This is a genomic window from Spiroplasma endosymbiont of Nebria brevicollis (assembly GCF_964030895.1).
Lineage (GTDB): Bacteria > Bacillota_I > Bacilli_A > Mycoplasmatales > VBWQ01 > Spiroplasma_E.
On record NZ_OZ034986.1, the window covers coordinates 531,095 to 544,391 of the forward strand.

Annotated in this window: 14 protein-coding genes; 11 read left to right on the top strand and 3 right to left on the bottom strand. The window is 28.5% G+C overall.

Features of this window, described 5'->3' with window-relative positions:
- The first annotated feature begins 3 nt into the window (after positions 1 to 3).
- The 4 genes from rsmH to sepF are packed head-to-tail and all read left to right on the top strand — an operon-like array spanning position 4 to position 3,770.
- On the top strand, positions 4 to 951 hold the full coding sequence (rsmH, locus tag AAHM98_RS03145; RefSeq protein WP_342277024.1) for a 16S rRNA (cytosine(1402)-N(4))-methyltransferase RsmH: 948 nt from the start codon (positions 4 to 6) through the stop codon (positions 949 to 951).
- Between the two features lie 27 nt (positions 952 to 978).
- Positions 979 to 2,247, top strand: a complete 1,269-nt coding sequence (locus AAHM98_RS03150; RefSeq protein ID WP_342277025.1) for a hypothetical protein — start codon at positions 979 to 981, stop codon at positions 2,245 to 2,247.
- 35 nt (positions 2,248 to 2,282) lie between these two features.
- Positions 2,283 to 3,491, top strand: coding sequence for a cell division protein FtsZ (gene ftsZ, locus AAHM98_RS03155; RefSeq protein ID WP_342277026.1), 1,209 nt, complete (start codon positions 2,283 to 2,285; stop codon positions 3,489 to 3,491).
- Between the two features lie 6 nt (positions 3,492 to 3,497).
- Positions 3,498 to 3,770, top strand: a complete 273-nt coding sequence (gene sepF, locus AAHM98_RS03160; protein WP_342277027.1) for a cell division protein SepF — start codon at positions 3,498 to 3,500, stop codon at positions 3,768 to 3,770.
- Positions 3,771 to 4,258: 488 nt separating this feature from the next.
- On the opposite strand, the gene AAHM98_RS03165 is transcribed toward sepF, so the two are convergent.
- The 3 genes from AAHM98_RS03165 to AAHM98_RS03175 are packed head-to-tail and all read right to left on the bottom strand — an operon-like array spanning position 4,259 to position 5,072.
- Positions 4,259 to 4,573, bottom strand: coding sequence for a hypothetical protein (locus AAHM98_RS03165; RefSeq protein WP_342277028.1), 315 nt, complete (start codon positions 4,571 to 4,573; stop codon positions 4,259 to 4,261).
- Positions 4,543 to 4,764, bottom strand: coding sequence for a hypothetical protein (locus tag AAHM98_RS03170; protein WP_342277029.1), 222 nt, complete (start codon positions 4,762 to 4,764; stop codon positions 4,543 to 4,545). The genes AAHM98_RS03165 and AAHM98_RS03170 overlap by 31 nt, the downstream gene beginning before the upstream one ends.
- Before the next feature lie 47 nt (positions 4,765 to 4,811).
- Positions 4,812 to 5,072, bottom strand: a complete 261-nt coding sequence (locus AAHM98_RS03175; protein ID WP_342277030.1) for a glycosyl hydrolase family 18 protein — start codon at positions 5,070 to 5,072, stop codon at positions 4,812 to 4,814.
- Positions 5,073 to 5,490: 418 nt separating this feature from the next.
- On the opposite strand from AAHM98_RS03175, the gene ftsY reads away from it, so the two are divergent.
- From ftsY to AAHM98_RS03210, 7 genes are all read left to right on the top strand, one after another.
- A complete protein-coding gene (ftsY, locus tag AAHM98_RS03180; protein WP_342277031.1) occupies positions 5,491 to 6,474 on the top strand; it encodes a signal recognition particle-docking protein FtsY in 984 nt (327 codons plus the stop codon).
- The gene (ylxM, locus tag AAHM98_RS03185) at positions 6,467 to 6,778 is read left to right on the top strand and encodes a YlxM family DNA-binding protein (protein ID WP_342277032.1); all 312 of its coding nucleotides are present in this window, start codon (positions 6,467 to 6,469) and stop codon (positions 6,776 to 6,778) included. The genes ftsY and ylxM overlap by 8 nt, the downstream gene beginning before the upstream one ends.
- Before the next feature lie 19 nt (positions 6,779 to 6,797).
- Positions 6,798 to 7,625 (top strand): TIGR00282 family metallophosphoesterase, encoded by an 828-nt coding sequence (locus AAHM98_RS03190; protein ID WP_342277033.1) that lies wholly within the window; start codon positions 6,798 to 6,800, stop codon positions 7,623 to 7,625.
- A gap of 25 nt (positions 7,626 to 7,650) precedes the next feature.
- Positions 7,651 to 8,667, top strand: coding sequence for an alpha/beta hydrolase (locus AAHM98_RS03195; protein ID WP_342277034.1), 1,017 nt, complete (start codon positions 7,651 to 7,653; stop codon positions 8,665 to 8,667).
- Positions 8,651 to 9,832 (top strand): methionine adenosyltransferase, encoded by a 1,182-nt coding sequence (gene metK, locus AAHM98_RS03200; protein WP_342277035.1) that lies wholly within the window; start codon positions 8,651 to 8,653, stop codon positions 9,830 to 9,832. Before AAHM98_RS03195 ends, metK begins: the two co-directional genes overlap by 17 nt.
- A 22-nt stretch (positions 9,833 to 9,854) precedes the next feature.
- Entirely contained in the window at positions 9,855 to 10,529 is a 675-nt protein-coding gene (locus AAHM98_RS03205; RefSeq protein ID WP_342277036.1) for a copper homeostasis protein CutC, read from the top strand.
- Between the two features lie 222 nt (positions 10,530 to 10,751).
- The gene (locus AAHM98_RS03210; protein WP_342277037.1) at positions 10,752 to 13,157 is read left to right on the top strand and encodes a hypothetical protein; all 2,406 of its coding nucleotides are present in this window, start codon (positions 10,752 to 10,754) and stop codon (positions 13,155 to 13,157) included.
- Positions 13,158 to 13,297 lie beyond the last annotated feature (140 nt).

Below are 13,297 nucleotides of genomic sequence, written 5' to 3' on the forward strand. Positions count from 1 at the left end.
GATATGAATAATACCAATCTACTAGCACATGTTTCTGTTATGTTAACAGAAGCGATCGATTTCTTAAATATTAAACCTGACGGGATTTATGTTGACTGTACCTTAGGCCGTGCTGGCCATAGTAAAGCTATCTTAAATAAACTTACCTCTGGTAAACTATATGCCTTTGATCAAGATGAACAAGCCATTGCCAAAAGTAATGACATCCTACAATCCTTCTCTGGTAAGTATGAAATCATTAAAAGCAACTTTGTTCATCTTCAAGCAGAATTGTTACAAAGAGCCATTACTAAAGTTGATGGAATCTTATATGACTTAGGTATCTCATCACCACAAGTTTACGAAGACGTTAGAGGTTTTAGTTATATGAAAGATGCTAAACTTGATATGAGAATGGATCAATCACAAACACTAAGTGCTTGAGACATTGTTAACAACTATGACCATCAACAACTAGCAATGATTATTAGAAATTATGGCGATGAGCCATTTGCTAGTAAGATTGCTAACAATATCATTAAAGCAAGAATCTTGCAACCGATTAATACTACTTTCGAGTTAGTAGCAATTATTAAAAAAACATTACCAACCAAAGTATTAAATAAACAACATCATCCCGCTAAAAAAACCTTTCAGGCCTTACGGATTGCCGTTAATAACGAATTAGATAGTTTACAAGATTCGTTAAATCAAGCTTTAACTTTATTAAACCCCCAAGGCAGGATAGTGGTTATTAGTTTTCATTCTTTAGAAGATAGAATTGTAAAACAAACATTCAACAGGGTATTAACTGACCCCCTAGCACAACTCTATGCCAAGTTACCAATTGCTAGTAAGTGAACTACCAAATATCAGTTAATTACAAAACGAGCTTTAGTACCAACTACCAAAGAAATTAATTTAAACCCACGAGCACGCAGTGCTAAGTTACGAGTTATTGCTTTCCTTTAACTCTTAAAATTGTTTGGAGGTGAACTTATGAATTACCAAGAACTATATGTTGTTTGTCAAATTGAAGATTTCAGTTTAAAATTAATGGTTAACAATTATGTTAATAATCAAATTCAAGTTCTATACAAAGAAAGAATAGAGAATGAACAGTTTGCTGAAAATGGTGTTATCATCAATACTATTACCACAGGTAATAGCTTACGCAATATGATTGATAAAATTAATAAAACTTTAAATATCAATGTTCAAAGAATTGTTCTAAGTTTACCATCAAACAATTTAAAAATTTACCAATCACAAGCTATGATGGATTTTAAAGATGACAACCACATTATTACTAATGCTGATTGTAGTAAAGTGATTGACATGGCCAAAAATATTATTATCGATAGTAGTGAGGTTGTATGTTTGACTAAACCTTACAGTTTTAAGTTTAATAATGAAAAGAGCAGTGAACAATTACCGATTGGATTAAAAGGACAAGTGTTGAATGTTGATGCGTTAGTTTATTCATTGCCTAAAACTTTATATTCTTCACAATTAGAAGTATTAAAAAATGCCCAAGTTGATCTATTAACAGTTACACTAGATCAGTTTGCTTTAGCATGTAACATTAATAATAATAATAATATTGTATTAATTGATTGAAACTTAAATAGTACTAAGATTAGCGTGTTTAACAATTCTGTTTTATATGCTACTACTAAAATTAAAATTGGTTGAAATCAAATTATTCAAGCATTAATGAAACAAATGAGTTGTGATTACGATAAAGCTAAAAAATATTTACAAAAAATCATTAACATTAATAGTAATTATTTGTGTGATATTGTGGTTGATAAATATCTTAACGAACATAATCAAGAAATTTGTTTAACTAAATCTGATTTACAAACGACAGTGCAAAACCAAATTAATGAAATTATTACTTGTATTGAATACTTCCTAGACGAAGTAAGTAATAACAATAGTAGTGAAATGGAAGTTATTTGCACAGGTATTACTGTGGGATTAGCTGGTTTTGCTAACTATTTCAAAAACCATAGTAAACTATCAATTATTAAATATATGTTAAACCAAAATCTTGGTGCCTACAGTTATAATTGAACTAGTTTAATTGGTGTTACCCACTATCAACATTTGGTTAATGTTTTTAATAACAATATGATTTCATCGGTAAATGCTTTATCAATATTACCAAAAACTAATCATCATCGTTTACCACAAAATAATGAAACAAAAAAATATAATTCACCCAATTTCCCAAGTTATCAGTATAATGGTAATAGTAAATAGAATGAATTTTAAGAAAAGTATTAAGGAGTGAGAAAATGGAAAATGACAACACTAGTCAATTTGAACAGTTAGCCGCTATTATTAAAAATGATGTAGATGAAGAAAATAAATTAGCCTCTATTCGTGTAATTGGTGTGGGTGGTGCTGGCAACAATGCTGTAAATCGCATGATTGAAGCGAAAGTGGAAGGTGTTTACTTCTATGTTGCTAATACTGACCAACAAGTTATTAACGCTTCATTAGCAGCAAATAAAATTATCTTAGGAAAAGAATTATCTAAAGGTTTAGGCGCTGGTGCCAACCCTGAAATTGGTAAACAAGCTGCTATTGAAAGTGAAGTTGAAATTAAACGTGCCCTTGGTGGTGCTGATATGGTTTTCATTGCTGCAGGAATGGGTGGTGGAACTGGAACTGGTGCAGCTCCGATTGTGGCAAGAGTTGCTAAAGAATGTGGTGCACTAACGATTGCCATTGTTACTAAACCATTTAAATTTGAAGGACGTAATCGAAACGCTCATGCTGCTGTTGGAATTGAAAACTTAAAAAAACAAGTTGATGCTATTATTATTATTTCTAATGATAAGTTATTACAAGTCATTGGTAATATTCCTGTGAAAGACTCATTTAAAGAAGCGGATAATATTTTACGTCAAGGTGTGCAAACTATTACTGATTTAATTGCTGTTCCAGCATTAATTAATCTGGATTTTGCCGATGTAAGAACCATTATTCAAAATAAAGGTAATGCTTTATTTGGAATTGGGATATCAAAAGGTGAACATAAAGCCAAGCAAGCAGCTACTAAAGCCATTTCATCACCATTACTAGATGATGTTGCCATTAAAGGTGCTAAAAATGCGATTGTTAACGTCACTGGTGGTGCCACAATGACTTTAACTGATGCTAATATTGCTGTGGATTTAGTACGTGATGCTGCTGGTAGCGATGTTAACATTATTTTCGGTGTTGCTGTTAACGAACATTTAAATGATGAAATGATTGTCACTGTGATTGCTACTGGTTTTGACGAAAAATTAACATCAACAACTAATTTTGGTTCAATTTCTAAAATTGATAACCGTGATTTTGTTAACAACACCACTAAAACGCAATACATAAGTAATGAAATACAAGTTCAAACTAAGAAAAAAGAAGAAGAACAACAAGCAATAATTCAAGACGCAATAATGGAAATTGATGATGATTTACCAACATTTTTAAGAAGAAGAAACCGAGGAGGGTAGAATATTATGGGATGAAGAAAAAAATCAGTAGTTAATAATGATACTACTTCTATCAACAAGAATTTTAAAGAAGCAGTTCAAGAATTTGCTCCTAAAAGTTATCAAGAAATTGAACCCATGGCTAATGCTATGATTTTACAAAAACCAATTAAAATTGATTTAACAGATACTGTTGTTAGTGACCGAAGAAGAATTATTGATTTTCTTTGTGGGATTTGTTATGTTGTGGGATTTACTGTTGATAAAACTAGTACTAATATTTATGAATTTAAAAATTAAAATTAATAAAATACAACTTAAAGTTTATATATTGTTTGCAAAGTAAATTATTCATGATAATATTTATAGGTAGTCTAACTGTGCACAATGGTTAAACTATAATGTAAAATTATTAATTAACGAGAGATTTTAGAGATTGTTAATTAAAAATTCCCAGGTAAATTTCAAATATTTACTGTGGGAATTATTCCTTTACTATTATAGTAAAGAGTTGTCCTTATTACCTGTTAGTGTCTGAGTTGTAAAATTAAAAACACTAAATACTGTTTAAATTTTGTTATCATGTCGTTATGATAATGTCATTAACAACTAAAGTTATCTTAGGGTATTTTTTATGTATAGTGGTCCACTCTATTATCTAATGCATGCCAAACAGGGTATTCATTTATAAATGGTAATGTAAGTTATTGCAATAAAAGTAAAAATCCTAATTATTAAATAAGACTTGGTAATCCCAAGTCTTATTGTTTTTAATATTTCGCAAGTTATTAATTTGAAAATAATTTTTGATACATTTTCATAAATCCAAAATCAGTATTTGCGTCTCAATTAACAGATCATGTCATTAAACCTTTAATTTTAATTGCTGAATTAAGTTCTTTTAAATAAATTAATGCTTGTGCTAACTGTTCTGCTGTAACTATCCCATTTGCTGCTGCATCTATATTGGCTGGTAAACCTAACACTAGTTTATCAGCAGGTATCATTTCAAAACCATTAACAGTTTCACCTGTAGTAATATATTTAGTAATTAAAGCTAAGAAAACACTTTTTAATTGCGGGTTAGATTGAGTTTGAGGCAATCATCAACCTGTATCAATTCCATATTTGTGTTTAAAAAATAATCTTTATCATCTGAGGTTTGGCTAACACCATCACCAAGTTGATTATAGAATTGAGGATTAATAAAATTGTAATAGTCTTTTAAACTTTTAAGATATGGGACGAAACTTTCATGAGTTGCAACTTTTAAATTAGGAAATTCGGGTGCCATAGTAAGTAATATAAAAATCTTTATTTTCGTCTTTAATATTTTTAAGACTAAGTAATAACATTAACATTATCACCAGCTAATACTGAATCATTTTCTAAATCAGTATCAATACCATCAAAATGATATTTTGCTACTAATTCTTTAATTTTATTAGTAAACTCAGTTATCTGACTATTTTTAAGTTCAATATTTGTTAAAGTGCCTCCTAAAGATAAAATAACTTTTCGATTTTGACTATGTAGGATATTAACTTGACTAGTAAATGCTTGGTCTTTTTGGTCTTGTGTTCATTCAGGATGATTAGGCATTGTTGGTTTAAAATCAGGTATTTGTCCTGCAGTATCTGATAGAAACTAACATTAACCACATTATAAATTGTCGGTACTGCTGTTAAATCCATGTAACGAGCAATTCCGCCTTGATAACCATCAGCATAATCTCAGTTATGTCAATAGCCAACTAAGACGTTATCATTTACTGTTGTTGTAGCACTAAGTGCTGAAGATAATAAATCATTTTTTTCATTTTTCATGGGTAAATATTTCCTTGTTAAGTTTTATTTTTTTAGTGTACACTTATTTAATTTTAATATTGATTTTTACCATCATATGCAATACAAATGGATTAAAAATTTTCCTAATTTTTCTACTCAGGAATTAAAACTAGTAATAAATTCCTGAGTAGAACTACTAATTTATTGGTATAATAAACGATGTAGGTGATATTATGGCATTTTTCAAAAACTTAAAAAGTAAATTATTTGGCCAAAAAACAACAAAATATGAACAAGGACTAAAAAAGTCACGAACATTATTTGCTTCTAAAATTAAATCATTAGCAGCACGTTATCAAACCTTAAATGAAGAATACTTTGAAGAATTAGAAGAAACTTTAATTCTTGCTGATGTTGGCTACAAAATGGCACAGACCATTACTGATGAAATCCGTCATGAAGCTAAAGTCCAGAAATTAACCAAGCCTAAGGATATCAATGATATTATTATTGATAAAATGTTTGTGATTTATACTGATGGTGAAATTGTTTCTACCAGATTAAATTTTGCAACAAACAAACCCACGCTCTTTTTAATGGTTGGTGTTAATGGTAATGGTAAAACTACAACCACTGCTAAATTAGCAGCTAAGTTAAAAAGTATGGGTAAAAAGCCAATGTTAATTGCTGCTGATACGTTTCGTGTTGGTGCTGTTGAACAATTACAAGTATGAGCACAAAGAGTTGACGTACCTTGTTATTTAGGACAACCAAAACAAGATCCAGCCAGTGTTGTCTTCGCTGGAATTGATGGTGCTATTGTTGCTAATTGTGATGTTATTATTGTTGATACAGCAGGGAGATTAGAAAATAAAGTTAATTTAATGAACGAATTAAATAAAATTAATAAAATCATTAATAAACAATTAGGTCATGATGCTAATGAAACATTATTAGTAATTGATGGGACTACTGGTCAGAATGGAATTAATCAAGCGCAAGAATTTATGAAAATTGTGCCATTAACAGGTATTGTTTTAACTAAGATGGACGGCACGGCCAAAGGTGGTATTATTCTTGCTATTAAAGAATATTTAGACATTCCTGTTAAATTAATGGGGTTTGGCGAAAAAGTTACTGATTTAGAAGAGTTTGATTTAGATAAATATATTTTTAGTTTAACAAGTGATTTATTTACGGAGTATAATGATGAATAGTTTAGAAAAGCAAGTTTTATACTATAGTTTATTTGCTTTTTATCAATCGCTATTAACAAATAAGCAAATCAAATATTTTACTAATTATTTTATTGATAATTTATCATTACAAGAAATTGCAACTTTACAAAACGTATCACGGAATGCTGTTCATGATAGTTTACAAAAAGTTATTGCCTTGTTAAATAATTATGAAAGTAAATTGCAACTTTATGAAAGGTATAAAAAGCGACAAAAAATTTATGAAAAATATACAGAAAAATATGATTTTGTTAAACAATTACAATTAATTGATAAAATATAGATGAAGCAGGTGTAAAACAATGAAAGTCCTTATTATTGGCGATATTTATAGTAATATCGGCCGCGTGATGGTTAAAACATGGATTGCTAAAATTAAAAAGAAATATGAAAGTGAATTTAAAATTGATTTAGTAATTGCCAACGGCGAAAATACTACCCATGGTAAATCATTAAATGAAAGACATTATCATGAATTAAAAGATGCAGGAATTGATGTTATTACAACTGGTAATCATATTTTTGCTCACCCTGATGTAGTTAAATATATTGATAAAAGTCCTGATTTATTAAGACCGTTAAACTATAATCCTTATCATCCCGGTAATGGCACGATTGTTGTTGAAGTAGGAACTAAAAAAGTTCGTGTTACTAATATTATCGGTCGTACCTTTATGGATAAAGCTGATAATCCTTATTATGCTGTTGAACAATTAATTAAAACAACAGAAAAAAATTCTAATGAAATTAGTGACATTCATATTATTGATTTTCATGCTGAAGCAACTGCTGAAAAGTTAGCATTTGCTTGAAACTTTGATGGTCAACTAACATGTGTTGTTGGAACCCATACTCATGTTCAAACAGCTGATAACCGTTTATTACCAAAAGGAACAGCATTTATTAGTGATGTTGGAATGACAGGTCCATTTTATTCGATTATTGGTGCTAACCCGAAAGAAGTGATTTATCGTGATAAAAAAACTATGCCTGCCTATCTTAAACCAGCTGATGGTGAAGGTCAATTTTCAGCTGTTTTATTAACTATTAATAATGAAACGAATAGAGCAGAAAAATTAGAACGAATCTTTATTCATCCCCAAGCACCTGATTTAAAAATTAATGAATAAATTATAGAAAGGAACTTAATTACAAATGCCATGAAATTTTCTTAACTTCTTTATAAAAGATAATGGATTATACTCAATTATCATTGGGATAGTGATACTTTTAGTATTGATAGTATGACGAAAGATAACCATTAGTAAAATTAAAGATAGTGTGGTTTGTCAACAAGCTGCAGAATTACGTGATCGTGATAAGCTTATTATTTTACGTGATTTATACGAAGTAAAAATATTTAAACAAATGGTTGATAAAAGTAAGGTTATCATTATCGGTGTTCATGGTTTACAAGGTCAAAAAGAAGACTTTAAATTATTAAGTGCTTTTTGTAAAAAATCACAACTATCATTAATTTCATATGATCGTCGTGGTATTGGCAAAAATGCTTGCTTTTCCAAATTTAAATCATTAGGAACAGATATTAATGATTTAAAAGATGTTATTAATGTTGTTAAAACTAAGTACCCTAACCAAAAAATTGTTGTCTTTGGTGAATCTTTAGGCGCTGCGATTGCCAGTTATGCTGTTAAAAATAATCCCCAAGTTGAAGCATTAATTATTAGTAACTTAGTTACTAAACGTAATTTAGCTCAATATTCATTATCATTTGTTTTCCGTTATGGTTTTGCTTTTTTGTTTAATAGTAAAATTGAAATGCCCATTTTTATTGATAATCAAGATATTTCTAGTAGCAAAGCTCATATTACGAACATGAATCAAAGATATAATGTTCGTCAAAACTGATCACTACGTTTCTTTTTACAATTTAAAAAAATTAATAAAAATAGTATAAATATCATTAGCAATTTAAAACAACAAACTCTAATTTTACAAAGCGCTGATGATGTCTTTAGTGATTTCCACCAGTTAAAAATTAATCATAAATATTGAAAATCCCAACACAATTATGTCTTTCTTTTTGAGGGTAAACATGCTTTAATTAATGAGCCTAGTATCAAAGCATTATTTGACAAAGAAATTATGCCGTGAATGGCAAAAAATATTAACATCCAGAAAGGTCCTACTAATAATGAAATCAATCCCTAATATTACTCATCATCTTTTTACTAGTGAATCAGTTGCGCCAGGTCACCCTGATAAAATTTGTGACCAAATTTCTGATGCCATCTTAGATGCTTTTTTGCAACAAGACCCTCATGCTAAAGTAGCATGTGAAGTTTTTATTACTACTGATTTTGTCTTAATTGGTGGTGAAGTTCATAGTCATGCCGTTGTTGATTATGAAAACATTGCTCGTAAAGTCATTGTTGATATTGGTTATGTTAATGATGAAATTGGTTTTAATGGTCACACATGCCAAGTTAAAATTTTAATTCATCAACAATCACCCGATATTTTACGTGGTGTTGATTTAAAAAATCACCAAATTGGCGCTGGCGACCAAGGAATTATGTTTGGTTATGCATGTCGTCAGACACCTGAATATATGCCTTTAGCGATTGTTTTATCTCATGCGTTATTGTTACGCGCTAATACTTTAAAAAAACAAAACAAATTTCCTTGAGCATTACATGATATGAAAGCGCAAGTTACTATCGATCAAAATAATCCTGAACAGTTAATAATACATACTATTTTAATGAGTATTCAACACCAAGCTAACTATGATGAAACTAAATTTAAAAAATTTATTCATGAAGATATTATGCAATTTATTGCTAAAAAATATAATTTAAATGATGATTTTAAATTCTTAATTAATCCCACAGGTAAATTTGTCATTGGTGGTCCTGCTGGCGATACGGGTCTAACAGGAAGAAAATTAATGGTTGATGCTTATGGTGGTGCTGCAAGTCATGGTGGTGGTGCCTTTTCTGGTAAAGATCCTACTAAAGTTGATCGGACAGGTGCTTATTATGCTCGTTACATTGCTAAAAATATTGTTGCAGCAAAGTTAGCACAAGTATGTGAAGTGCAACTAGCATATGCTATTGGTACTCCTGACCCCATTGCGATATATATTAATACGCATCAAACAATTGTTGCTGGTTTAACAGAAGCCCAATTAACTACTATTGTTGTTAAAACCTTTGATTGTAGTTTGAAAAATATGATTAATAGTTTAAATTTAACTAAACAAAATTATCAACAACTAGCAACTTATGGGCATTTTGGGAGAAATGATTTACAATTATCTTGAGAACAATTAGACAAAGTTGAACAATTACAAAAATATTTACCAAAAAAATAAATCGGAGGAAAATTAGTTAAAAATGTTTTTAGAAGTTATTGCGACATCATTACAAGATATCGAAAATATTAATAAAACACAAGCTGATCAAATTGAACTTTGTGCAAATATGGAATTTGGTGGTTATACGCCACGATATGATTTAATTGCCCAAGCATGTAGTCTTGCTAAAGTACCAGTAATGGTTATGGTACGACACAATAATGATAACTTTGAAGTTGATGATAGGGCATTTAAACAATTTAAAAAGGATATTGATTTTATTAAAACGACAAATGCTGCTGGTATTGTCTGTGGTGTTTTAACAAAAAATAATAGTGTTGATATTGACAAAATGAAAAAAATTATTAAATTAGCAGAACCATTACATGTAACTTTTCATCGTGCTTTTGATGGATTAAATAATCAAGCAAAGGTTTTACAAGAACTAGTTGCTTTAGGGATAACTACTGTGTTAACAAGTGGTGGAACAGATAAAATCACTAATAATATTGCTAATTTCAAAGTTTTGAAAAAACTAAATTTACCAATTAGAATCCTTGCTGGTGGTGGTATTAGTATGGAAAATTTACCATTATTTTTAGAAAACGGGATTACTGATATTCATGTTGGTAAGTGTGTTCATAAAAATAATAGTTTTGATAATCCCATTGACCCGATTTTAATTAATAGAATTAAACAAATGGATAGTAAATAAAAGGTGTATTTATATAATACACCTTTTATTTTGTGAGAGATGAGTATCTAGGTTGGTATCTATTTACTTACTTATGTTTAACTCTTTTTTAGAACATTATGCATATATTCTGCAAAATTAATAGATTTATATACAATCTATATGAGAAACTAAAGATAGTTTTCAATCCATTATTTTTTTTAAAAGATAATTGATTTTTTTATTTTGAAAGGAAGATAACCAATGATAAGAGCAATAAGTAAAGATCAAGAAAAGTTATTAGCCAAAATACCAAATGAAATATCAATGCTTTATAAACAAATAATTGAAATAGCAACTGAAAAAACAAGTGAAATAGCAGCATTAAATCTACAATTAGAAACCCTAGAAGTTGAGAAAGTAAATGAAATAAAAAAGAAAATGATAGTATCAAAACAACTAACTTCTAAAATAGAAAAATTTAATAAAGAACTATTAAATCTAAAAAAAGAAAAAGAAAAAGTAATTAAAGAATTGAATAAAAAATTAGGAAAAAAAATAAAGAAAAATAAAAATTCAGAAGAAATAGCAATATTAAATCAACAAATAACAAACCTACAAAATGAAATATCTAAAATAAACGAATTGCATCAACAAATAAATAAAATTATAGTTGAAATAGCAGAATTTGAAAAAAAAATAAAAGAATGAGACACTGAAAAAATAACTAAAATAGCAACATTAAACAAACAACAAACTGAAAAAATAACTAAAATAGCAGTTAAAACGACAGCATTAAATCAAAAATTAGAAAAACAACAAGATGAAAAAGTAAATGGAATAATAAAAATTAATAAACAATTAGCAGAACTAGATACGAAAAAAGAGGAATTAAAGCAAAAATTAGAAGAGTTAAAAAATGAGGAAACGACTAAGATAAACGAATTAAAGCAAAAAATAAGTAAAATTATTGCAGTTAAAGTAGCAGAAGAAATAGATTCTAAAATGTTACCATTAACGCAATGATCACCTGAAAAAATAACTAAAATAGTAGAAATCAGTCAACAAGTTAAAGAACTGAAAGTTAAAAAAGCAGATGAAAAAATAACTAAAATAGTAGAATATTATCAAAAATTAGAAGAGTTACTAATTAAAAAACAACTTAAAAACATAATATTTGATAAAAAAATAAAAGAACTAGCCATTGAAACAGAAACTAAAATAGTAGCATTAAAGAAGAAACGATCATATAAAATAGAAGAATTAACTGAAATAAATAATAAAAAACAAGGTAAAGAAGAAAGTATAAAAACAGCGCATAGTAAAGAAGAAAATCAAATAATAATTGAAATAAAGGATAAACAAGAAAAATTAAATCAACAATTAGCAAAACTAGAAGTTGAGAAAGTAAATGAAATAGCAGTTAAAACGACAGCATTAAATCAAATAATAATTGAAATAAATACTGAAAAAACACCTGAAAAAGAAAAATTAAATCAATTAATAAATGGAATAACAACTGAACAAGCAGATAAAATGGAAAATAAAATATTAGAATTAAGACAAAAATTAGAAGAAAAAGCAAATGAATCAGCTCATAAAAAAGCAAAGTTAAATCAAGAAATCAATGAGAAAGTAAATGAAATAGCAGCATTAAATCAACAATTAGGAACCCTAGAAGTTGAAGAAGAAACTGAAGTAGCAGCATTAAATCAAATAATAATTGAAATAAAGGATAAACAAGAAAAATTAAATCAACAATTAGCAAAACTAGAAGTTGAGAAAGTAAATGAAATAGCAGTTAAAACGACAGCATTAAATCAAATAATAATTGAAATAGAACCTAAAATAGCAACATTAATGCAACAAGTTAAAGAACTGAAAGTTAAAAAAGCAGAAGAAATAGCAATATTAATGCAAAACACTAAAGAAATAGTGTCTCAAATACCAGATAAAATAAATCAAATAAATCAGCAAATAAATGATAAAGTAACTGAAAAAGAAGCAAAAAAAGCAACTAAAATGGCAGAATTTAAAAACCAATTAAAAGGTAAAATAAATTCAATTGACCATTGTTTAAAACTCATAAAAGACGCAATAAATAATATTTCAAATTTAAACTCTGGTGAAGCAAATTCAACTTCAGCAAAATCAGGAATAGGATTTAAGTTTCTTGATAATAATAAGGCTACTAAATACTTTGCACCAATTGGAAAATTTGCTAAAGGGATTAAGAATAGAGTTACAGGAATTGTTCAGGAGACTAGAGATAGAGTTACAGGATTTGCAGCTAATTGAACATTGGACCAATGCCATAGCAAAAAAAATGATATAGTAAATGAAATAGAAAAACTAAAAGTTAAAAAACTGAGCGAAGGTTGAAATAATTTTTGAAAAAATTTTACTTGTGGTATTTTTGATCGAAACGCAAGATTAGATAGAAAGATAGAAAAAAGACAAAAAGAGTTGAATGAAGTTGTGACAAAAATTGACCAATTACAAAAATCACAAGGAATTGAAGAACAACCCTCAACTTCTGCAGGTTTAATTAAAAGATTAAGTAATGCTAATACTAATACGTTTTCAACACTTGAAGCAAATACGGAAGTACAAGCACATATTCAGTCAGAAAGTGTTCCCCAACTGAATAAAGCAATGTCCGCTTGCTAAATCATGACATAAAAATCCTTAGAAAATTTGAATATAGATTTAATTTGATTACTGCATTTCATAATTTAGAAATTAGCTAAACTTAGTTATGCAAGAACTTTATTTATTAAAATCATATTGATTTTAAAACATAAGCAGGT